We start from the raw sequence: 23,457 nt of genomic DNA on the forward strand, positions 1-23,457 counted from the left end.
TAGTTAACAACTGTAACCAGCGAAATTTGCCGTCCGGTCGCATTCGTCAGGACACCTTAGCCGCTGAGCTCCCAATTCCACGCAATTTCAGAATATGCGCTTCGATGCGCGTGCGAATGGCCGCTTTGGCTCTTTCGGAATTCCGAAGATCCACCGCATAGTGGTTGCGCAGAAGATACCAAAACCGCCGGAGGTCGGCTGGCGATACAGCGGTTTTTCCGGGCCGGAATTGCCTTTCGAAGTCGCCTGGCTGCTCGCAAACGCAGCAAGCAGCCATGTAATCTGAGCGGCCGAAAACAAATACTGGCTTCTCGTGCAAAAGAGCTTCTGCACCCACGCCGGAGTTAACCACACATACGGCAGCCGATTGGGCGATGATAGTATGAATGCTGCCGGTGGCCGCAACGATCCGACCAGCGTCTTTGTTTTCTTGGATGTATTTTCCAATTGTTGTCGAACCACAAAGTGGATGGCGCTTGACGACAACGGAGTAACCGATCTTCTCGCATGCGGTGACGACTTCCTCCATCATTTCGATTGGGCTTCGATACGCCAATTCCTGCACCGAATCGCCAACCATCTGGAGAGCAATGAAAACGAAACGGGCTGGCAGCACCTCAGCAGAGCGTAGCGGATCCTGCGCATATTTTGACACGTTGCGGGAAATGGTTTGCGCCTGATCCTGGTCGAAGAAGCTGGCGGCCATGGAGAGATCCACCTCGTCGAGCGGCAGTTCAGTGAGACGTTTTCTCGAGAATTCCGACCATCCGGAGTAACCGCCGGCGTCAAAGCTGAAGCGCGACGGGCGATCGGTTTCCTTAAAATGAAGGCCATTTCGATGCTCGGATACTGTGTGATAGGAGAAGAACGGTACTGGCAGGTCTTCGACCCCATGCAGCTTAATCTGCCCTTTAACTCCGTACTTCAGGCCCATTGCGTCGAGACAGTCCGTGATGGTTCGCAAAACAAACCTGATGTCAGACCGAAAGCCGGGATAGTCGATCTTGTTGGAGCGTACTGCTGCCGATGGGATGATGACAACTGCATCATATGTCTCGCCCACAGCGTGGCTTAGTCCAACCCGCCCCAGGATATCCCGATGCGCTTGTTCGATGAGCCCGGACATCGACGCAAGCGCATCAATGTCGAGTCTTCGCTCTAGTCGGTCTGCCGCCTTCTTCATCCCGCCTTTTCGAAGCGCTTCAAGGACCTGCTTTGCTCCTGCGAGATCCAGGAGCCACATCGAAGCCTCGATCGCCTGTTGAGCAAACCTTGAAAGAAGCGCGGGGTCATCGAGAATTGCATCGCGATCGCGAACTATTCGTTCGATCACAGACCTCAGAATGTCATCTCGGCCCGCACTCTCGGACGCGGCCGCAACCGAAGCCGCAAACTGGAAGAGAGGCTTGTCGTGATCGTGCGAGAGGCGCCGCAAACCGTCGACGGCAAACTCCTCGTGCCTGCGTTCCTCGAGTAACAAGCTTCTCTTGAACTCGGCGACCTGAACCCGCACAGGAAATGTCTCTGCAACATAATCCAAGGTAGAGAGGGCCGCTTCATTCTCTCCGCTCCTGCGCAGCAGAGCCGCCTCGAGCACAGGCGAGAGGGTTCGGTCGAAGTGGCGTCCCTTCATTAATTTGTACGCGTATCGAGGATCGACGTGCCCGAGAACCTCGTAGAAAAACAGCCGCATCGAGTCCGCACCCGGTGTTTCGCTGTTGCTCAGCTCAACAACGGTTTCGGCTGCTTTTTTGAAATTTTTCTGCTGACAGGCAATATACATTCGGCCGTCACAAATGCGACGGCGGTGTGCAGGCATCGGCAGAAAACGTACGATGAAGGCAAGGGCGGCAAGCACCAGGCTCAGGATATTGAGGAGCCTCTTCCGTTCGATCAAATCTTGAACAAGTTCCGCCAGTCTATCGATCAGGTAATTCATTGCATCTCGATCTAGCCGCCTCGGTCGCGAGACGACGGTCGCATGGACCGCTCGTGAAACGCGAATATCTTACCGTTCGGCAGTAACCACGTTGTCGTGTTTACCGCAACAGAACTCGTCAGTCATCACCGAGGATCGAGCGGCCCCGCCGTACCGATGTCCTTCCAAATCTGCCGCCTCAGCCCCAATCGAACGAGGCAGTCTTCGATAAACCAGCCGATGACTTCCTTTCGGCCCTTCACGAAAGGTAAGAATGCTGCGTCAAGGCCGACGAAGGGAAGGAACGGATTAGGTCGCTGCGACGCATAGATTTCGACGCGCACGGAAGGCCGGACCGACTTGCCCCTGGCATGGAATCCAAACGTATCTCCGACCACGAGCGTATTGGCGGGAACGGCGAACTTGGTAGGTTCAGGCAAACGCAAAAGGTGCAGCTGGTTCTCTGGAATCCGGAACGAACCGTTGTCGCCGCGCATGGATGCCAGGATGCTCTTCCTCTTGTGCCAGGCGAGCCGCCGCTTGGTCAGTTTGTGAGAGCCGGCTACATAGGTGAAGGGGCCTTCGTCCTCAGTAACATCATAGAGGAAAAACCAGGCCTTCACCGTCGAGTGGAACGTATCCATGTGAAGATCAGTTTGCGGATCTTTTCCTTTGCCCTCTTCGGTCTCCGTCCCAAAGATAGTTTGTATACTGATGACTGGCTCTGCCTTAAAGCCTCCGACATAACGCAGTGGGTCGCTCCACGCATTGCTATCTACCAGGGCGCGAATAGCCGGGTAGTTTTTCAAAACCTCAGGAGTGAGGGACGTCCGGCGCGTGACCGCTTTCCCTTGCGTCATTTCGCGAGCCGGCGCGCGAAGGGCCTCGACTTCGGAACGAAGCTGCGCGAACATTTCCGGTGTTAGGAAATTGCGTCGTTCTATATAGCCGTTCTCGGCGAAGAAGGCACGCTCATGTTGAGGAATGAGGTGCTGCAGGCGCCGGCGTCGCGACTCTACAATTTTCGCGGCGGTCTTGACGCGCCAGATATGTAGGCCATTTCGGTTGAGCTTTTCGCTCCCCAGCAGCGGATTTTCAATGAAGCGCTTTTCGCCAGTAATGATTTGAAGCGCATAAACAGGAAGCATCAGCACCTTCAGTGGCGACCATTTTCGCTTTGGCATCGTTCCCCTCCATTCGACTTGCTCGGGCGAATTTGGCGTCTTTTTGTCAACCAAGCAACATCGAATCGCAGCTAACGGCATTTGTTGGGCCAGAAGCAAGGCTCGCAGCTGGCGAACGGAGTATGGACCAGGGATCGTGTCCCGGCACGTGGTGTAGGTTTTGAGGAGTAAGGTGGCCATCAGTGTTTTCCGGTAGGGTCGGGTTGTTCAAGACCAACCTGACGGAAAGACCACCGATGACCAATGACATGATGAACGTGCGCTCGCTTGTTGAGAAGAGCGCCGATGCCGATTTATTGCGCGAGATGATTGGCTTTGCAGCCGAGCGGCTGATGGAGCTGGAGGTTGGCGGAGCCACCGGCGCTGACTTCGGCGAGAAGAACCCGATGCGGCTCGCTCAACGCAATGGCTACCGTGATAGGGATTGGGAGACGCGAGCCGGAACGGTCGAGCTTCGCATTCCCAAGCTGCGCAAGGGCAGCTACTTTCCGAGCTTCCTCGAACCACGTCGGATGGCGGAGAAGGCTCTGACGGCTGTTATCCAGGAGGCTTATATCCAAGGCATCTCGACGCGCTCAGTCGATGATCTGGTCAAGGCGATGGGTATGAGCGGCATCTCCAAGAGCCAGGTGAGCCGCCTGTGCGAAGAGATCGACGTCAAGGTGAAGGCGTTCCTCGATCGTCCCATCGAAGGCGATTGGCCATACCTTTGGATCGACGCGACTTACCTCAAAGTCCGGCGTGGTGGTCGCATCGTCTCCGTCGCCGTCATCATCGCCGTCGGTGTCAACAGCGACGGGCGGCGTGAGGTTCTGGGTATGGAAGTCGGCACGTCCGAAGCTGAGCCGATCTGGACGGAATTCCTGCGCAGGCTGACACGCCGGGGTCTGCGTGGCGTCAAGCTCGTCGTCTCCGATGCGCATGAAGGGCTCAAGGCCGCGGTCACCAAGGTTCTCAGCGCCACCTGGCAGAGGTGCCGGGTTCACTTCATGAGAAACGTCCTGGCACATGCCGGAAAGAGCGGCAGGCGGGTCGTATCCGCTTTCATCGCAACGGCCTTTGCCCAGGAGACCCCGGAGGCAGCAAGCGCTCAATGGCGCAGCGTCGCCGATCAGATCAGGCCGAAAGTGCCGAAGCTCGCCACCATCATGGACGATGCCGAAGAGGACGTGCTCGCCTACATGACCTTCCCGAAAGAGCACCGGGCAAAGCTGCATTCGACGAATCCAATCGAGCGTCTCAATGGCGAGATCAAGCGACGCACCGAGGTCGTCGGCATCTTTCCGAACGACGAAGCCATCGTCCGTCTCGTCGGCGCACTGCTGCTCGAACAGAATGATGAATGGACCGTCCAACGCGCCAGATACCTGACACTTGAGACCATGGCGCAAATGAGCGATGATCCCCAAATCAGTCTGCCCGCTGTGGCACGCTGATATCCCTCCGGCCCTATGTCGGAAAGCACGGCCATCAGCCGCGAGCTACACCACTTCCATGGACACGATCTGGACCAGGAATCGAGGGCGGGACTCCGTGAGTTGTTGTCAGACTCTATGGGTCGAACTCGAAAAGTGATCAACGATAGCAATATCTTGCAAGCCGTCTCGTGAGCATGCGGATGTGGGCGATTGTGATCCAGGCATGGGCTGAAGCGAGGGATTTCTCGAAGCCTTTCGCCAGCCTGCGGCATCGCCCCAGCCATGCAAATGTGCGCTCGACAATCCACCGGCGTGGTAGGATCTCAAACGCCTTGGTGTTGTCGGAACGCTTGATGATTGCGAGTGTCCACTTGCCGATTCTCTTCAGTCGGTTCTTCAGCTTTTCGCCAGGGTAGCCACCATCGGCAAAGACATGAAGCAGCTAAGGCCATCTGTGACGAACGGACTTCAAGAGATCGGGCGCTCCGTTGCGATCCTGAACGTCGGCCCCGTGCACCATGAGGCCATCAGGCCAAGCGTGTCGACGATGATATGGCGCTTGCGGCCCTTGATCTTTCTTTCCCGCACGCCGCCGCTTTCGGCGGTTTTGACACTCTGACTATCGATCACCCGCACACCATGTTCAATCACCAGCCTTTACGTCATCTCTGCAAGTGTGATGTCCGGCGTCTCCTCGATCAAACCGACGATGAAGGCTTCGTGCGCATCGAGCGACGTCATAGCTGACCCTGCCTGCGGGCGACCGTCTCGCCCGTCTCACAATCGCGGCTATACCAACTTCCCGCCGTCGAAATCCCGCTCCGACAGCGCCGCGCCGCCTCTCGCGTCGACAGTCCTCCCTCGATCGCTTCAATCACACGACCGCGAAGGTCTGCACTCAGGCTGCGTGTAATCCTCATCTCCTCGCAAATCACGAGGCACAGTGATTCAGACCCTCACCATCGAAGGAACCCCCAACCGACTCCACGTTCATTGAAGATGCTCTAGATTGCGTGGGTCACGATTCCGATTAAACAATAGCAACCCTGGATCCGGGACGAGTTGCTTATTCGATGAAGTGGCGTATTGGTGAATCTCGAAATCATAACGAGGAAGAAGATTGTGCAGAGTATATCGAGTGGCCCGTTCGTTAACGATGCCCTTCGCGACGTTCGCTTACAGGTTAAAAGGTCGCCTCGATATAGGGTACCACTCGCCAACCAGCCACTACCAGAAGGTTCAACTGTTCTCGTAATGGGTGAACCAAGCGCCTATGAGACCGCAGTCAGACGACTTCATGATCGTGGTTACAAGATTGAAGCTTTGGTCGCTGACGATGGTGAAAGATCTGACATCAGAGGCGTTCCAATCGTGAACCGGGCAACGTACCCTCTCAGACCCGGCCTTCCTGTGGTATTTGCCGGCGTGCCGAGGAAATTTCAGTTCTCCACATGCCGGCAGTTTTGTCAGGCACTTTTCTGGCTCGATGCTGATCTCGTGCCGAAGCAAAAAAGCCGGTTAGCTGACCCGAAGATACTCGCCCGAAACACAGGAGACATCAGCCGCATGTATGGGCTCCTTCAGGATGAGGAATCCAAGGCGACGATGCGTTCGATCTTGGCCTCGCGCCTGTTCAATGACAATGGGTATCTAAGGATCGCGAAATATCGTGAGTACGACCATCCCTTCGTCAAAGTAACACCCGGTGATGTAGTAGTCGATGCAGGCGCCCACGTTGGCAAAATCACTCGGATGTTCGCGAAAGCCTGCGGCCCGAACGGTCAGGTGTATTCCTTCGAGCCTGACCCGGAAAACTTCAAGGAGATGGCAGATCGCAATAGCGATCTTCATCAAGTTGAACCCGTCAAGCTCGGGGTGTGGAGTTCGACGACCACGCTTTCCTTCAACAATGATCAAGGCCCGAGCGCGGGTCACGCGTTGACAGAGAATGGCGGACTCAAAGTCCCTGTCGTTTCTCTAGACGAATTTTTCTCTCAGCCAGGTCGTCGTCCTCCTACCCTTATAAAATTGGACATTGAAGGTGCTGAAGCTGCCGCGCTCTCCGGCGCTGAGAAGACAATCCGGACATATAAGCCTCGTCTTATGATTAGCGCATACCATAAGCCGCATGATCTCTGGGAATTGCTTTTTCAAGTCCAAGCCCTAAGGCCAGACTATCAGTTTTATCTTGGTCATCATAACTTTTATCATACGGAAACTGATGTCTACGCCGTATAGTCAAAGGAGAATAGATGATCCAATGTTCTGATTCGTCTTAAGGTTGTGCGGAGTTGAATGTGGCAGACAATCCGTAACCTGCGGATACGGCCGCACCAGCGGCCTGCTGATCAGCTCTGTTGGCTCTTTGCAAAGGTATCCCGTCCAGGGCAGTTGAGGAGTAACCGCTGTTCCAGCCCCACGTTGTCCTCGCTGCCGTAATCTGTGATCGCCTTTCCATGGACGAGCAACGGGAGTTTCTCCATGAAGACTACATTGGAGGTTCTCACGACCAGAAAGTCTGGGCGTGAGGTTCACCGGCACTGGTGATCGTCGGTTCCGTCATTATCCGTCTGGAAGAAGGTGCGTCCGTCGCTCGGATCGCCGCTGTCGCGCGTGCCTGCGCGGTCCCGGCATGATTTTCCCATCGAACCGCGTGCGGATCATGGTTGCCACCAAGCCGGTCGATTTCCGCAAAGGTCACGATGGATTGGCGGCGCTGGTCAAGAACGAGCTGCACAAAGACCCGTTCACCGGAACGGTCTTCGTATTCCGGTCTCGCAAAGCAGACCGATTGAAGCTGATCTACTGGGATGGAAGCGGGCTAGTGATGGCCTACAAGCGGTTGGAGGAACACACGTTCACCTGGCCGGGCGTCAGGGACGGCTTGATGACCTTGGGCCATGCTCAGTTCGAGGCGCTGTTTGCAGGCCTCGATTGGCGTCGGGTCCGTGCTGTGGAGGCAAGAGTGCCGGACGCCATCGAATAGATGCGACACGATGACTCGGGCGGCAGATTCCGAGCATGAATCAAGCGGGATTTGATAGACTTCCACCATGTTGGACGCCGCCGATCTTCCCGACGATATTGCTGCCCTGAAGGCGATGCTGATCTCGGCGCAAGCGCGTGAAGTCCGCAAGGATGAGCGGATTGAGCGCCTGGAGAAGCTTGTTGCCGCTTTCAAGCAATCCGCCTTCGGCCGCAAATCCGAGAAGGCTGATCCCGAGCAGTTCGATCTCGCACTGGAGGACCTTGAGACGGCAATCGCTGCCGTCCATGCCGAAGACGAAACGGATAGCCCTTCGGGCAAGCAGCGGTCCAAACCCCGTGCAGCCAATCGCGGCTCTCTTCCGGCTCACCTTCCTCGCATAGAAGAGATCATCGAGCCGGAAAGCCTGGTCTGCGCTTGCGGCGAATGCCTGCATTGCATCGGCGAGGACGTGTCCGAGCGGCTGGATGTCGTTCCGGCGCAATTCCGCGTCATCGTCACCCGCCGTCCCAAATATGCTTGCCGTGCCTGTACCGACGGTGTTGCTCAGGCTCCGGCCCCACCGCGACTGATCCACGGCGGGTTGCCGACGGAGGCCACCATCGCACATGTGCTGGTGTCCAAATACGCCGATCATCTTCCGCTCTATCGGCAGGCCCAGATCATGAGCCGCCAAGGAATTGATCTCGACCGCTCCACACTGGCCGATTGGGTCGGTCGGGCAGCTTTTGAACTGCGTCCGGTATTCGATGCCTTGATTGCCAATCTGAAGCGCTCGACTAAGCTATTCATGGACGAGACCCGTGCGCCGGTGCTTGATCCCGGTTCCCGCAAAACCAAGACAGGGTATTTCTGGGCGCTGGCGCGTGATGACCGTCCATGGGGCGGCACAGCACCTCCAGGCGTCGCCTTCACCTATGCGCCCGGTCGCGGAGGACTGCACGCCGAACGAATATTGCACGGTTTCTCAGGTGTTCTGCAGGTGGAAGGCTATGCCGGATACAACCGCCTGATCGCACAGGACCGTGTCGGTCCTGACATCCGGCTCACCTATTGTTGGGCACATGCCCGGCGCAAGCTGGTCGAGATCACCCGCACCGGCTCAGCGCCGATTGCTGAGGACGGTGTGAAGCGGATCGGTGAACTCTATCGCGTCGAAGCCGAGTTGCGCGGTCTTTCCCCCGACGTCCGGCTGGCCGAAAGGGAGAAACGATCAGCACCGTTAATCGCGGATATGCGGACCTGGCTCACCCATCATCGTGCCCGCGTCGCTGGCAAATCGCCGCTTGGCGAGGCTCTCGCTTATATCGCCAAATATTGGGATGGCCTTTGCAGCTTTCTGGCTGACGGCCGCATCGAGATCGACAACAACAGTGTCGAGAGAACCAGTCGATCCGCTTGCGTATCTGACCAGCACGCTCAGCGCCATCGTCAACGGCCACAAGCAGAGCCGAATTGAGGAGCTATTACCATGGAATTATGCGGTGAAGTAGCGCGTGCCCAAAGACGCAGTCGGCCCGAAGCGGACGATCACCTATGTCGACTTTGGTTGCAGCATTCGGCTACTTATAAATCTCGACGCACGAGAGGGTAATCAGCATGTTGCTGACAGTGGAAAAACAAAAATCGGAGCAGGGAGAAGTTGCTATCTGCTTTGATAGAGAAGGCCTCGAATTCCTGATCTTTCAACTCTCGAAGCTGCGAGAACGTCATGACCATTTTCACCTAATGACGCCCGCTTGGGCAGGCCACGAGCTGACAGAAGAATTGCAGGGCGGCGATCAGTACGAGCTTTGCAATAGCCTGAGACTTGTCCGCCTTCTCCCCTGAGGGAACAATAGGCTTCCTCCTCTGCCGAGGTCGCCTTTCGGCCCGAACCGGACTTTAATATGTCTAAAGTGACTTGGACATAAAAACGAGAGTATGGCCTTTTGGTAGGTCGTCCAGCTTTCCAAACGATCGGTAGCCACACTTCTGATAGAGCCGACTGGCATCGGCATTTACCGTATCGAGCCATGCCCCATGACAGCCTCGCTGACGAGCCTCGTTTTCCGCCGTTTCGAGCAATCGTGTTGCAATTCCTTGCCCCCGTAACTCTTCCGGCACAAACAATGTGTCGATTACTAACCACCCCCGTGCGGTAAGGCCTAACAAGCCTCCCACCACCTCGCCATGCTCATCGAGAACGAGCGCCGCGAGTGGTCGTCGGTCTGATGCACCGATATGTCTCTTGTTGAATTCGATAAGGCCATTTTCGATGATCGCAACATCCTCATCCGAGGGCATGTCTGTAATATGAATTTCCATCGCTTTCCGCATTGTTGGTAGGTCGATGGCCAGCGCTTATGGCGCTTGCCGTCGCGGTGAAGGATATGAAATTTAGGACGAAAGAGACTATGCCTTGCCCAGATGCCTCGGCCAGAATTCCTGATGGACTTTGGCTTCGAGGTTCGTCGGGCCAACCACAGTGACGTTGCGCGCGCCGGTTTGCAACACCGCCCGGCTTGGCACGTTCAACCCGATCCCAGCGATCTCGCCAAGCCGCGTTTCGGAGCACGCAAACACCATACGCCCGATGCCCGACCAGTAAATCGCCCCGGAACACATCGCGCACGGCTCCGTGCTGGTGTAGAGCGTGCAGTCACCGAGAAAAGCAGAGTCGTAGTGCTGCGCCGCCAGTTTTACCAGGTTCATCTCGGCGTGGTTCGTCATATCGTGGCCGGTGAAGACGCTGTTTTCGGCACGAAGGATTACTTCGCCGTCCTTCACAAGCACCGAGCCAAATGGTTCGTCGCCGCCTTCCATCGCGATTTCGAGAGCGCAATCGCCTCGCGCAAAAACGGCTCGTGGTTTTCCATCGGAGTCTCCCCAAACACTAGAACGTGATGATCTTGTCTTGAATCGAAGAGATTTCCAAGGGAGCTGCAAATCAGAGTCAAGATGCTGGCAGGGGGAAGGAGGCCGATATGGATGTCTCCTATTCGCGCGCATAGTTGCCGCCTCCATCATACTGCGATCAGCAAAATGTAGCGTATGATTTCGGTCAAGGTGCGAGCGGCACGCCGCTTACGTTGAGGACGCCAATTCGATGGGAGCATTTCGGCAAAGTCGCGTGAGCGGCGTGTCGGCGACGCGGTGAGCACATGTAGCTGACCGAGTGCGCCGTCCGTCACCAAATTATGCTCTCTCTCTCTCTCTCTCTCTCTCTCTCTCTCTCTCTCACAATATGAAAAACCCATTGTCCAAAGTTTGTGCGTCAGCCAAGTGGATCATAAAATCTGCTTTTCCGTCACCGTTTGTGTCCGCGTAAATATTTGTATCAGCAGCTAACTTCTCGTAGCGGATTTCTCCAGCATGGCCGGTGAACGCGCTTGTGCCAATCCAATTGAATGCATTATTTCCTGATGTCTTGGTGCTGGCGTCGAGACCGGAGACATCCATTATGTCGCCATCGGCTCCGCCGAAATCGTAAATTACGTCAAAGGACGTCAGGCGCGAGTCCGAGACTTCCTTAAACAGGAACGTATCCGCGCCGGCACCGCCAATCAGTTTGTCGGCACCTTCGTTGCCGTAAAGAATGTCATTGCCCAACCCACCGTTGAGCGTACTGACACTGCCGTCCGCATACAAAACGTCGTTAAATCGCGAGCCGGTAAGATTTTCGATCGATTTGAAGGTATCGCCTAATGCGTCACCTGTACTGTTCTGCATCTTGGTCATGTAAACAGAAACGCCAGCATCGGCTGTTTCATACGACGCAGTATCGGACCCTGAGCCCCCCAGTAGGGTATCGGCGCCTGCGCTCCCGATCAGGACATCGTTGCCGACATTGCCATTCAACACATTCTTGGAGCTATCGCCGGACAGTTTATCGTCGTACTTCGAGCCCGTTATGTTTTCAATCGATTTAAAGATGTCCCCTGCAGCGTCACCTGAATTGGTGGATGGTCGCGAAAGAAAAACGGTTACGCCCTTGTCGGCAGTTTCATATGATGCCGAATCAGACCCGACTCCACCTGTAATCTGGTCAGCCCCGGTACCACCTATGAGTACATCATCAGAAGCGTCGCCGTTGAGGATATCATTTCCGCCTTCGCCGAACAGGTGATCAGAGCCATCCGGAATTCCCGTGAAAGGGCCGCCGCCGTCGCCGTAGATAATATCGTTCCCGAGACCTCCATAGATATAGTCGCTGCCAGCATCACCTCGGAGACCATCCGAGAACGCTGTTCCGTGCAGAACGTCATCATCCAGAGTGGGAATCTGAATACTCATGCCATAAAAGTCATCCAACGTCAGGTGAGGCGCACCTTTGAGAATAAACTGGACGATTTTTTCGGGGAACGCCTGCGATTTATCTTCAAAAAACACCTCGCCAGTTTTTTTGTCATAGGTGATCCGATAAGTCGCAAATCCGCTCTCAGTCATCATGGGCGCGGGAAACTTTGTGTCAAACGAGAGCTCTGCAGAATTGTTCGCGATATTCGTCTTTTCGAGAATAAGCCTTTGAGTTTCGCCAGCGACTGCTCGGTGTCCGACGTTGCTCAGACCTAGCCAGTCGCTAGCCGGATCGAAATCCATAATGTAGTCAGCTTCATCACTCTGCCGGTGTCCTACCGTGATGAATCCATCGACCCCGCTTCCCCCAGTGAGTTCACCGTGCGAGGCATAGTCTGCCACTTTGTAATTTGCGAAGATAAGGTCATCGCCGGCATCACCAAAGGCGCGGTTGATGATCGCCTGAGTGCCGCCTTGCGCAATGATTATATCATTGCCCTCGCCCCCGTGTAGGTTGGCGCCTCCGCCGCTGTCCAAGTAGTCATTCCCGCCCCCCGCATATACTGTCGTTGCCTTATACCCGAGGCCGATAAACGCATCATCAAAGCCACCAAAATACACAAGCTTCGTAGTTTCTGTTGCTTTAAATGAAATTCTCTCAAACCCGCTTATTCTAAAACCATCGAGTTGCACCTCTCCTCCAGTCGAGCGAAAATCGACTATTTCGGGACCCCGACTGACGTTGGGGGCCATTACCAAGAGCGTATCAAAGCCTTCACCGCCCGCTATGGTGGAATGCATTTCATCGGCCACAAACGAAATGGAAGCCGTATCGTTGCCTATTCCGAGGTCAACAACGTCAATGTCCTCGTTAAAATAATGATCTGGATCGAAACCATAGTAGTCATCCCCGGCGCCAGTGATGACCGTATGGCTTCCGTAGCTGTCGAGAACCGAATCGTTGCCATCGCCACCGATGATTGTCGCGTCCTCGGAACTCGCATAAATCTTATCGTTGCCGGCTCCGCCATCTATGTATTTTCCACCATGGATGATGTCGTTGCCGTCGAGTCCATAGACTTCTTGTCCAGCTCCCCACAGCTCATCATTGCCCTCGGTGCCCGTTAGCGTAGTTTGTCCCAACACAGCTGCTCCTCTATCGGGAATTTATCGAAGTAAAATCACGTTTTGCGAGAACCATTAGCATAATCGCGGATCGACTTTTTGCCAGCGTCCCGGCCTCTCGCTTACATGGAAATTCTTCGCGATGAAATCCTCGGTGGAATAAATCGCTGACGAGGAGTTTGAAGGCGCGATGCGGGACAAAGGGCGAGGGCCCTCAAGCGCTGCTCAGAAATGGCTGGAGTAGTACCTTGGGCCGAGACCGGTGGAGCCTCGCAATTTCGCACCTCCTCATTCGCGTTCGCGCATTTTTCCTGCTGTGGGGATTCGCAGGGCAGCCCTCAATTTCCCGGAATTTCGAGACGGATAATGCCGATAGGAAGAAAAGACCGATAGAGGAGCGGGCTTCTCATGTTCGGTCCCGGACCTCAGGTCTCGCACGGCTAAGGCTATGCACCAAGCATCGACGGTTTTGACTCGGCTATCGCATCGATCACTATATCAAGCGTGACAATGCGGAAGTGCTTCGCCTTCGGGAATTGAACAAGAAGGCCTGAGTGCATTTGCCAAAAATGAGCACCCTCTACCATGTAGGTCAAGCCGGTGGAGGATAGACCCGTATTGACATGACCGTCTTCACTATCGATCGCCAAACCATCCAGAACACGCCAGGCGACCACGTCCCGGAAGACGATCCTTACTCTTCCTGCACCTTCCTTTTTTATCAGCTCAACGTGGAGTGTTTTTTGCTTCCACTTAATGGCCGCCACCTCTGCTTCAATTGCACGGAAAGGGGTCGGACCGGGAACTTCATTGTAGTCAGCCATATCTCAACTTTCGAGCGCGGGCATTGTTTCCTTGTCTATCAGTTCCAAGCTTATGCGTTACGCATGGCAGGCCGTCAACATTTCTCAAAGTGGCGGAATATGGCCGATCGCGAGTTTGCGACGCCGGACGCGATCATGATCCACGCACCGCTTTGAGAACGCCAGAAGTTCCGGATCATGGCCGCACTCACGCGAAGCGTGGTGTCGCCAACACAGATCTCAACGAGATCTGTCCGCACCGCCTCGAAACGCGTGAAGCGGTCCCCATAACCTGCTCCTTCAAGCCGCCGAACCGCTACAGGCGCCATGACTGTCCGCCGCAACCAAAGCACTGAGAAGGATCCATTCCATGGGCACGCGCGATCGCAGAATCGCAGACACATTTGCGACCGGGAGCCAGGCCTGCCTCAAAATCATAGTCTTATCTCCATCCGGCCACGGCCGCGGTTTGCGCCGCTTGCGGACCGGTTCAGCCGCCAGAAGTTCGAACGTCCGATCTTGATTCACGCTTTCGCTCATAAGATTCCCCACATGATTCATGCAGAAAATGAGCGATATCCAGCCCACGCTACGTGGGATCGCCTACGCGCTTACGAGTCGAATGCAATCGGTGACAGCGGTAGACATCGCTTCAAAAAGCTCCTGCGTCCCGATCATCCTTGACCTTGCCCCGTTGAAATAATCCATTTTGAAGTAAGCTCTGGCCCATTGAGAGGACCAGGGAATGAAGCGCAACCGTTTCACAGACGAACAGATTATCGGCATTCTGAAGGAGCACGAGGCGGGTACGCCTGTCTCGGAGCTTTGCCGCAAGCACGGCGTCAGCGATGCTAGTATCTATAAATGGAAGGCCAAGTTCGGCGGCATGGACGTGTCCGAAGCCAAGCGGCTGAAGACGCTGGAGGACGAGAACACGAAGCTGAAGCGGCTTCTGGCGGAAGCGATGCTCGACAATGCTGCTTTGAAAGACCTTTTGGGAAAGAAGTGGTGACGCCCGCAGCCAAGCGAAATGCTGTCGCGCATCTGATGAGCCAACATGGGATGAGCGAACGGCGGGCGTGTAAAGCCATCGGGTTTTGCCGAATGACGATTCGTTATGAGACGAGGCGCGACGATGATTATGATCTTCGCGAGCGCATGAAAACGTTGGCCCATGAACGCCGTCGCTTCGGCTATCGACGCATTCATGTGCTGCTCAGACGCGAGGGGCGGCTTGTGAACCACAAGAAGCTCTTCCGGCTCTATCGGGAGGAGAAGCTCACCGTGCGCAAGCGCGGCGGTAGGAAGCGGGCGATAGGCACACGAGCACCGATTCTGATCCCGACGGCCGCCAATGAACGCTGGTCGCTGGACTTCGTGTCGGATCAACTCACTGATGGCCGCAGGTTCCGGGTTCTAACTGTCGTCGACGATTGCACCAGAGAATGCCTGGGTCTCGTCGCCGATACCTCGCTCTCCGGCCTGCGTGTTGCTCGTGAGCTGGATCGGATCATCGAGGAACGCGGAAAGCCCAAGATGATCGTCAGTGACAATGGCAGCGAATTCACCAGCAACGTGATCCTTCAATGGACGGACCGAACCAAGGTGGATTGGCATTACATCGCGCCGGGCAAACCGATCCAGAACGCCTTCATCGAGAGCTTCAATGGACGGTTGCGAGATGAGCTATTGAATGAAACGCTCTTCTCGTCACTGGCTCACGCTCGTTCAGCGCTTTCAAACTGGCGCAGCGATTACAACAATCACCGACCCCATTCGAGCCTCGGCTGGCTGACACCGGCCGAGTTCGCTCAAACCATCAATCCGCGACGTGATGCGGTGCTGCGCAGCCGAAATGGCTCCGCACCGCAACCCGCCGCTACCGCCATAAATGCAGCAACCAAAAACCGCTGGAGCGAACTCAAAATTGGATAAAACTTGGGGGCAAGGTCATCCTGCCACGTCATTTGCCCAACTATTGAACGGCGCCTTGGGGTCGCGCGAGTGAGGATGACCGGGACTCGAGCTTTTCACGATTAAGACGTGCCTAATGTGCATTCTATTCGAGAACGTTGAACTTCTGGCTGTTCCTCGGCAGGAACACCACGTCGTAGAAACGAGCGTTTGGCTTGAAATTGTTGAGGATGTTGAAGAAGACGAAATCATGCTTCAAAAGCTCGACGACCAGATCAGAGAACTGGTAGGTTCCTTCCGCCGTATTCCTGATGTTGGTCTCACAAATCAGGAAATCGACCTGCGGCCACATCTTCGTCATACCGCGAACGGCCGCTAGCTCGAAACCCTGAATGTCCATCTTCACGCCGAATGGACCCTTTGCTCCGACGTCCTCGATGATTGAATCCAGTCTGTCGATCTCGACCTCATACCGGTCGAGGACTTCCCACGTTTTGAATACGCCCTTCGGCTCCAAGAGGGATGTGAACCAGGAATTAACATTGAGCGTGAGCTTGTCCTTGCTCTCGCCGACTGCCTTGTTCACATAAATGTAGTTTTTCGGCTTATGCTGCAGCCGTTCCTCCGCACCCTTAGCTGGATCGATCAAAACGAAAGGCAAGTCATTGAAGGCTTTATAGAGCCTGGGAGTGCCAGTGTGCACCCCGATATCGATGATCGTTTTGGCATTCGTTGCTAGACTACGCAAGTAATCCGGCTTTTCCATCGCGTCTATTTTCTTCAAATAGTGAGATGGGAATGTTTCAACAAACATTTTCAATTTCTCGACTTCCCCTGCGAGAGAGGACGCCTCACCCAACTGATCAACAAGGGAGGATATTCTTGTCACCGTCTCCCGCAGGGAGGTGATCGAAGGTGTTGTCTTATTTACTGTCATTTATCGACTCCCAGCTGCGAAATGCGCGCAACGCAGAGAGTTGTCGTCAACTGTAAGTGCATGTGAAGTGGCCTCTACTTCTCTTTTCTGAGCTCACAATTTCCTTCCCTTATGCCTCGACGCGAGCCTAAGCTTCGCCATAGCCGCAACCAGCGGGACGGCAAACTCTATCAACATCAATTATGCTAACCTTCTCCATGGACGGCTCTCTCATGTGACTTTTGATAGCCACTCTATGACACAGCGATGCCGGGAGCGGCGGCCGTCGGCCTGATCACGTCAGATGCCGGATCCGATCGATCAGAAAAATGCAACCGAGTTGATCAAACGCACTTTGCCTTTGACCTGCCGCCTGACTTCGCCCAAACCGATCGCAGAAGCATTCGCTGTCTCTCCTTTAGAGGAAAAAGAAGCTGCTACTCAAGGACTGGGATTCGACGAGATGGATCATAAAATCCGGAACATTATCGCCGTTGACGTCGCCATAGACGTTGGTGTCGGCGGCTAGTTGGTCGTATCGAAGCTCGCCAGCTTGCCCTGAAAATTGCCCTACGCCAATCCAGCTAAAACTCTGATTTCCTGAAATCGATGCCGATGCGTCGATAGCAGACAAATCGAACATGTCACCATCGCTTCCAGCAAAGTCATAAATCCTATCATACGAAACGGTGGTCGATTCAGATAAAGCTTTGAATAGGAACGTATCCGCCCCGACGCCGCCAACCAGCTTGTCAGCTCCGTCGTTTCCGTAAAGGATGTCGTTGCCCGTGCCGCCGTTCAGCGTGCTAACCCCGCTATCCGCGTACAGTACATCGTTGTATCGCGAGCCGATTAAATTCTCGATGGATTTAAAAACATCGCCTGTCGCGTCCCCCGTATTGCCAGAAGGCTTTGACAAATAAACTTTTACAGCGCTATCGGCTGTTTCATAGGACGCCGTATCCGAACCACTACCGCCAATCAATGTATCAGCACCGGCCCCGCCGACAAGTACATCATCACCTTCACCACCGGATAGCACGTTTTTGGTGCTGTCACCGAAAAGCTTGTCCGCGTATTTTGATCCCAAAACATTCTCGATTGAAGAATAGGTATCGCCACCCGCATCTCCGGTATTGCTGCTCGGACGCGAGAGATAAGCCACCACGCCTGCTCCGGCTGTCTCGTAAGAAGCCGTGTCTGAGCCTACCCCCCCGGCAAGTTTGTCCGCGCCGGCACCACCCACCAAGATGTCATCGCCACTTCCCCCAGACAAAAGGCTAATACTGGCGTCTCCGAAAAGCTTGTCATTGTGGCTTGAGCCGCTCAGATTTTCAATTGAAGAGTACGTGTCTCCTGCGGCAATTCCAGTATTGAGCGACGGTTTTGAAAGGCTTGCAACGATCCCTGTCGCGGACGTTCCGTAAGAGGCGGTATCCGATCCGGAGCCGCCAATTTGCTTGTCACTGCCACTTCCGCCATCCAAAATATCGTCGCCGGCGTCTCCGTTTAAGGTGTCGTTGCCACCGTTGCCCTTCAAGACATTAGTAACCTGATTGCCAGTTAGAACGTCGTTTCCCGAGCCGGCATTGACGTTCTCGATCAGCGATGCAGTATTTTCATGGTAAAGCAGCGAATTGAATATATTGCCTCGCGCGTAGCCATCGTTTGGCCCTCCCCCGAGGTAGGCTAGCTGGTCGGCGTTGAATTTCGATGATTGCCCTGGCCTCAGGTCCACCTTTACGGCTGTCGTGTAGGCCGTCAGATCGAAGGTATCGGTGCCTCCACCATCCCATAGCGTGGCAAAGATACGGTTATCACCTGGCGTTATGGCTGCCTGTCCATCGACGAATGTAACTCCGCTCTGCGGGGTCCATTTATATACAGTATTGCCGCTGTTAGTGGTGTAATTTGCTCCATACACTTCCTGCAGCGCAGCAATGTCAGAGATCATGTAGGATTGCGGCGCACCGTATTCTTCATAACTGTAGCTTGGATCACCCCCCACATAGCTTCTATAGGTCATAACGGAAAACTCAAGGGAATCATAGTTTGACGGGAGAACACCGAACGAGCCTTCGGCCTCATGACCGTGCTTAAGGCCGAGAGCATGACCCAGTTCGTGAAGAACTGTATGTGCCGCGTAGTTCCCTGGGCTCGCCGTTCGATAACCGTACTGAACGCCGAACCATACATCGCCGGCTTGATCGGCATACCCGGGATAGTACGCGTATGCTGTTAACGGCATCGATGACTGCGAAAGCCGGATATTCGCTGTGTTCGCTCCCCCCTCTGAGACGTCTAAATTGGTGAAGCCTTCCACCGAAAATCCATCGTTTGCTGCCGTTCCATAGCTTTTTTCCAACGCAAAAAGGGCCTCGTTTTTTTGAGAGGCAGAAATTGCGGCAAATCCGCTGTCCTTTTCCGGAGAGTAAAGATAACTTGAGCTGCTAGTAGGGAAACTATAGGTGACAGGTCCCGACCAAATGACGCCGCTTAAGACTCCGTCAATCAATGCGGTGCCTGTCGGATTATTATACTGAACTGACTTGTTCGTGCCTGTCATTTTCTCGCTATTCTCACGTTAAAATGGCGATATCGGGTGGAGGTCGAATGACACATACTAGATTCTTCCAGGTTTTGTACAGCTGGGTCACCATCTTTGGTCTTCTTCCGGGTGTCGGCAGTTCAACAAGCGTTATGCCGCCCCCTCCCGATCCCGACGCTGCAATTAGGTCTGAATTTAAGATGATCGAGAAGAAAGGGACAAAGGAGGATTACGAGCGCTTCATTCGGCGGCACCCGCTCCACCCTCTTGCCCGAATAGCGAAACAGCGCGCCGACCAGCTCTAGCACGACGCAGGGATGCGACGAGTGAGGTTCAGCTGAATTGCCACGAACGCGGATGAGAATGATTAAAGAATTCAGCGCCGCTCGAAAGTGCGTCCAAGGACACGCACGGTGTCGAGTTCGATCCGCCCGGCCTGTCTAATAGTTACGAATCTACCTGAAGTCAGGGCATTCGGGAAAAAGACCAGTGGACCAGTCTGGGAAAGGTCTTCGGCCATGAAATGCTGCAGACTCGCCTCGATATCGCTAGATGTGACAGAGACGGCAACATCTCGGTTTTTAGGTCGCTCCGGAAAATGAACTTCTATCATCTTCAGCAAGTATTCTGCCCCCAGATCAATTACCATCGCAGCTTCTGCAGACTCCAAAATCACGTTGCAGTTTCCGGTTGGAAGATCTTTAAGGCAAACTCCGAGATTGGTATCGGGCGCAAAAATAGGTCTGATTCCTGCCGAGAGGTTCTGGATCGCGTAACGTTGTCGAATTCGCCACGGGCTAAACGCTGAACAAAGAGCGTCTAGTCCGGCATCTCTGAGAGCGGCGGTAGCTCTGTCGATTGCTAATTTCAGAAACGTTGCGTCTATATGGATTCCGTCGAAAAGGGCTGTCGGCAGCGTCGTCCCGTCAGCATCAATTAGATCTGAAAAAAGTGAAGCAAAGGCGACGTTGACCCTGTCTCTCGCGTACATTGATGCATCATGATTGAAGAGATAGGTCGCATAATTTCTCTCATGCTCGCTTCCGAAGAGAGGGAAATTTGGATCGAACTTAGCTTTGGTGGAGAAGTGGGGCCGGGTGACCTTGCCCCCAAGTTTTATCCAATTTTGAGTTCGCTCCAGCGGTTTTTGGTTGCTGCATTTATGGCGGTAGCGGCGGGTTGCGGTGCGGAGCCATTTCGGCTGCGCAGCACCGCATCACGTCGCGGATTGATGGTTTGAGCGAACTCGGCCGGTGTCAGCCAGCCGAGGCTCGAATGGGGTCGGTGATTGTTGTAATCGCTGCGCCAGTTTGAAAGCGCTGAACGAGCGTGAGCCAGTGACGAGAAGAGCGTTTCATTCAATAGCTCATCTCGCAACCGTCCATTGAAGCTCTCGATGAAGGCGTTCTGGATCGGTTTGCCCGGCGCGATGTAATGCCAATCCACCTTGGTTCGGTCCGTCCATTGAAGGATCACGTTGCTGGTGAATTCGCTGCCATTGTCACTGACGATCATCTTGGGCTTTCCGCGTTCCTCGATGATCCGATCCAGCTCACGAGCAACACGCAGGCCGGAGAGCGAGGTATCGGCGACGAGACCCAGGCATTCTCTGGTGCAATCGTCGACGACAGTTAGTCGGCCGTGAAGAACTCGGAAGCCGCTGATTTGACGTAAGAATTGAATGATCTGCAGATCTTATAGTTGCAGGAAACAGCCGCCGAACAGGCTGTTTCCTTGCAAAATCAGTTTGAGGTTTCCCTGGCTGGCGAAGCGTGATTCACTGGGTTATCGCGGTGAATCGGAGAGCCAGGCATGGGCAAACCACGTGAACGGCGCGAAACGGGTGAACAGGATCTATTCCGATCCCGGCTCGACCAGATCATCAACATGAAGCACGAACTGGTGCGTCTGGCGCAGGCCATTGACTGGTCAGTGCTGGAAGCCCGTTTTGGTGATGTCTATTCGGACGGAGCGGGCATGCCGCCATTGCCGACGCGGCTCATGGCGGGGCTGGCCATTCTCAAGCACACGTTCAACCTGTCGGACGAGGCCCTGTGCGAGCGCTGGGTGGAGAACCCCTATTTTCAGTACCTGTGCGGCGAGGAGTTCTTCCGGCACGAACTATCGTTCGACCGCTCCTCGATGACGCGCTGGCGGCAGCGCATGGGCGAGGAGCGGATCGCCGCGCTCTTGCAGGAGAGCCTGGCAGTGGCAGTCAAGACAGGCGCGATGAAGCCACAGGATACGCGGCAAGTGATCGTGGACACGACCGTTCAACCGAAGAACGTCATGTTCCCGACGGATGCCAAGCTTATTCACCGGGCGCGCGAACGGCTGGTGCGGCTGGCGAAGAAAATGGGGCTCGACCTGCGCCAGACCTATGTTCGGCTCGGTAAATTCGCCCTGATCCAGCATCAGCGCTATGCTCATGCGAAGCAATTCAAACGGGCTGGCAAGGCGCTGCGCAAGTTGAAGACCTATCTCGGTCGGACCGTTCGCGACATCGAGCGTCAGATCGCGGGCGACGAACAACTCGACGCGATCTTCAAATGGCCGGTCTATCAGGCAAAAACGGTCATGGAACAGCGGCAACGTCAGCATGGCCGCAAGATCTACAGCCTGCATGCCGACGAGGTCGAGTGCATTGGTAAAGGCAAGGCGCACAAGCCCTATGAGTTCGGGGTGAAGGTGTCCGTGGCCACAACACTGAACCGTTCAAAGGGCGGGCAGTTCGCGCTGCACGCGACGGCGCTGCCCGGAATCCCTACGACGGCCACACGCTCGCGACCGTCATTCCGGATATGGAAAAGATGATCGGCAACGAGCTCTCCCGCATTCTGGCCGATGCTGGATACCGCGGCCATAATGCTCCCGAAAGTCACAAGCTGAGGGTCTTCACCAGCGGCCAGAAGCGCCGCCTCACGCCCGCCATCAAACGCCAGATGCGGCGACGATCGGCGGTCGAGCCCGTCATCGGACACCTCAAGAGCGAACACAGAATGGAGCGGAATTATTTCGCTGGCGAACAGGGTGATGCCGTCAATGCCGTTCTGGCGGCCGCCGGATACAACTTCTCCCTCCTGCTGCGATGGTTCAGGCAGCTTTTGTGTCTGTTAGCCGCACTACTCTTCCCGTTCCAGAGCCGACCAAAGCGGTATCTCCCTGCCTGAAAACGAGTTCTTCACGATCGACCAGTTAGAACCCGGAACCTGCGGCCATCAGTGAGTTGATCCGACACGAAGTCCAGCGACCAGCGTTCATTGGCGGCCGTCGGGATCAGAATCGGTGCTCGTGTGCCTATCGCCCGCTTCCTACCGCCGCGCTTGCGCACGGTGAGCTTCTCCTCCCGATAGAGCCGGAAGAGCTTCTTGTGGTTCACAAGCCGCCCCTCGCGTCTGAGCAGCACATGAATGCGTCGATAGCCGAAGCGACGGCGTTCATGGGCCAACGTTTTCATGCGCTCGCGAAGATCATAATCATCGTCGCGCCTCGTCTCATAACGAATCGTCATTCGGCAAAACCCGATGGCTTTACACGCCCGCCGTTCGCTCATCCCATGTTGGCTCATCAGATGCGCGACAGCATTTCGCTTGGCTGCGGGCGTCACCACTTCTTTCCCAAAAGGTCTTTCAAAGCAGCATTGTCGAGCATCGCTTCCGCCAGAAGCCGCTTCAGCTTCGTGTTCTCGTCCTCCAGCGTCTTCAGCCGCTTGGCTTCGGACACGTCCATGCCGCCGAACTTGGCCTTCCATTTATAGATACTAGCATCGCTGACGCCGTGCTTGCGGCAAAGCTCCGAGACAGGCGTACCCGCCTCGTGCTCCTTCAGAATGCCGATAATCTGTTCGTCTGTGAAACGGTTGCGCTTCATTCCCTGGTCCTCTCAATGGGCCAGAGCTTACTTCAAAATGGATTATTTCAACGGGGCAAGGTCACGGGCCCCCACACCAGGACAGGTAGGCCATAATACCCTACTAGCCAGTCTATGAACTCAAAATACCTTTTTACAGTTTCTCGAACTGCGCCCTCGATCCCAATGTTGCGTTTGACCGCAGATTTGACAATATGTGCGCGGCAATCGATCTCGCCGGCGCAGACGATGAAACCATGGCAGGGTTTTCGAAGGCGTTCTAGTTTTCGGAGTAGTCTCTCCTTGCCACCGGTGGACGTTCCGAGCCGATTGATGTTGTGTGCCGTCACAGGACCGAGGTGCAGGATGTCAACCAAGGGCAATCTGGTTTTTGTCACCCTGCCCTTATCCTGGTAACCACTCCAAAACTTCGCATGGCTATCGCCAATCACCAACAGCCTGGAAGGACTGCCGGATGACACAAGCTTTTCCTGCACGAACATTTCCTCTGCCGTGGA

The 23,457-nt window shown here is 55.0% G+C and carries 14 protein-coding genes and 6 pseudogenes; 7 read left to right on the top strand and 13 right to left on the bottom strand.

Annotation, left to right across the window (positions count from 1 at the left end):
• Positions 1-46: 46 nt before the first annotated feature.
• Together QA644_RS14295 and QA644_RS14300 are read right to left on the bottom strand one after the other, a co-directional pair.
• Positions 47-1,939, bottom strand: a complete 1,893-nt coding sequence (locus QA644_RS14295; protein ID WP_283069122.1) for a hypothetical protein — start codon at positions 1,937-1,939, stop codon at positions 47-49.
• A 125-nt stretch (positions 1,940-2,064) separates the two neighbouring features.
• Positions 2,065-3,102, bottom strand: coding sequence for a phytanoyl-CoA dioxygenase family protein (locus tag QA644_RS14300; protein ID WP_283069124.1), 1,038 nt, complete (start codon positions 3,100-3,102; stop codon positions 2,065-2,067).
• Positions 3,103-3,338: 236 nt separating this feature from the next.
• Here QA644_RS14300 and QA644_RS14305 point away from each other — a divergent pair, with 236 nt between their 5' ends.
• The gene (locus QA644_RS14305) at positions 3,339-4,538 is read left to right on the top strand and encodes an IS256 family transposase (protein WP_283069126.1); all 1,200 of its coding nucleotides are present in this window, start codon (positions 3,339-3,341) and stop codon (positions 4,536-4,538) included.
• Between the two features lie 139 nt (positions 4,539-4,677).
• Here QA644_RS14305 and QA644_RS14310 read toward each other — a convergent pair.
• A pseudogene (locus QA644_RS14310) lies at positions 4,678-5,150 on the bottom strand (IS5 family transposase); the annotation flags it as partial.
• A 624-nt stretch (positions 5,151-5,774) separates the two neighbouring features.
• On the opposite strand from QA644_RS14310, the gene QA644_RS14315 reads away from it, so the two are divergent.
• The 4 genes and pseudogenes from QA644_RS14315 to QA644_RS14330 all read left to right on the top strand — a co-directional run bounded on the left by QA644_RS14315 (position 5,775) and on the right by QA644_RS14330 (position 9,336).
• The gene (locus QA644_RS14315) at positions 5,775-6,758 is read left to right on the top strand and encodes an FkbM family methyltransferase (protein ID WP_283069128.1); all 984 of its coding nucleotides are present in this window, start codon (positions 5,775-5,777) and stop codon (positions 6,756-6,758) included.
• Positions 6,759-7,152: 394 nt separating this feature from the next.
• Complete coding sequence (gene tnpB, locus QA644_RS14320; protein WP_283069129.1) at positions 7,153-7,506, top strand: IS66 family insertion sequence element accessory protein TnpB; 354 nt, start codon at positions 7,153-7,155, stop codon at positions 7,504-7,506.
• 67 nt (positions 7,507-7,573) lie between these two features.
• Positions 7,574-8,999 (top strand): annotated as a pseudogene (locus tag QA644_RS14325) (IS66 family transposase).
• A 106-nt stretch (positions 9,000-9,105) separates the two neighbouring features.
• Entirely contained in the window at positions 9,106-9,336 is a 231-nt protein-coding gene (locus QA644_RS14330; protein WP_074063896.1) for an Imm32 family immunity protein, read from the top strand.
• A 63-nt stretch (positions 9,337-9,399) separates the two neighbouring features.
• Here QA644_RS14330 and QA644_RS14335 read toward each other — a convergent pair whose 3' ends face one another.
• From QA644_RS14335 to QA644_RS14350, 4 genes and pseudogenes are all read right to left on the bottom strand, one after another.
• Positions 9,400-9,813, bottom strand: coding sequence for a GNAT family N-acetyltransferase (locus QA644_RS14335; protein WP_283069130.1), 414 nt, complete (start codon positions 9,811-9,813; stop codon positions 9,400-9,402).
• Positions 9,814-9,900: 87 nt separating this feature from the next.
• A pseudogene (locus QA644_RS14340) lies at positions 9,901-10,364 on the bottom strand (nucleoside deaminase).
• A gap of 361 nt (positions 10,365-10,725) precedes the next feature.
• Entirely contained in the window at positions 10,726-12,927 is a 2,202-nt protein-coding gene (locus QA644_RS14345; protein ID WP_283069131.1) for a calcium-binding protein, read from the bottom strand.
• A gap of 428 nt (positions 12,928-13,355) precedes the next feature.
• Positions 13,356-13,733, bottom strand: a complete 378-nt coding sequence (locus tag QA644_RS14350; RefSeq protein ID WP_239597616.1) for a hypothetical protein — start codon at positions 13,731-13,733, stop codon at positions 13,356-13,358.
• A 724-nt stretch (positions 13,734-14,457) separates the two neighbouring features.
• Between QA644_RS14350 and QA644_RS14355 the strand changes: the two genes are divergently transcribed.
• A protein-coding gene (locus QA644_RS14355) for an IS3 family transposase (protein ID WP_283069134.1) occupies positions 14,458-15,647 on the top strand; the annotation gives its coding sequence in 2 pieces (ribosomal slippage) (positions 14,458-14,707 and positions 14,707-15,647; 1,191 coding nt in all).
• A gap of 124 nt (positions 15,648-15,771) precedes the next feature.
• Here QA644_RS14355 and QA644_RS14360 read toward each other — a convergent pair.
• The 4 genes and pseudogenes from QA644_RS14360 to QA644_RS14375 all read right to left on the bottom strand — a co-directional run.
• Positions 15,772-16,440: an FkbM family methyltransferase gene (locus QA644_RS14360; RefSeq protein WP_283069136.1), complete on the bottom strand. Its 669-nt coding sequence runs from the start codon at positions 16,438-16,440 to the stop codon at positions 15,772-15,774.
• A gap of 520 nt (positions 16,441-16,960) precedes the next feature.
• Positions 16,961-19,108: a M10 family metallopeptidase C-terminal domain-containing protein gene (locus QA644_RS14365; RefSeq protein WP_283069137.1), complete on the bottom strand. Its 2,148-nt coding sequence runs from the start codon at positions 19,106-19,108 to the stop codon at positions 16,961-16,963.
• Between the two features lie 358 nt (positions 19,109-19,466).
• Positions 19,467-20,081 (bottom strand): hypothetical protein, encoded by a 615-nt coding sequence (locus tag QA644_RS14370; protein WP_283069139.1) that lies wholly within the window; start codon positions 20,079-20,081, stop codon positions 19,467-19,469.
• 125 nt (positions 20,082-20,206) lie between these two features.
• Positions 20,207-20,725, bottom strand: a pseudogene (locus QA644_RS14375) (integrase core domain-containing protein); the annotation flags it as partial.
• A 177-nt stretch (positions 20,726-20,902) separates the two neighbouring features.
• Here QA644_RS14375 and QA644_RS14380 point away from each other — a divergent pair.
• A pseudogene (locus QA644_RS14380) lies at positions 20,903-22,260 on the top strand (IS5 family transposase).
• Between the two features lie 16 nt (positions 22,261-22,276).
• Here QA644_RS14380 and QA644_RS14385 read toward each other — a convergent pair.
• Positions 22,277-22,960: pseudogene (locus QA644_RS14385) on the bottom strand (transposase); the annotation flags it as partial.
• A 47-nt stretch (positions 22,961-23,007) separates the two neighbouring features.
• Positions 23,008-23,436 (bottom strand): hypothetical protein, encoded by a 429-nt coding sequence (locus QA644_RS14390; protein ID WP_283069141.1) that lies wholly within the window; start codon positions 23,434-23,436, stop codon positions 23,008-23,010.
• Positions 23,437-23,457 lie beyond the last annotated feature (21 nt).

Origin of the sequence: Rhizobium sp. CC1099 (assembly GCF_029714385.1) — a bacterium.
Classification (GTDB): domain Bacteria; phylum Pseudomonadota; class Alphaproteobacteria; order Rhizobiales; family Rhizobiaceae; genus Rhizobium.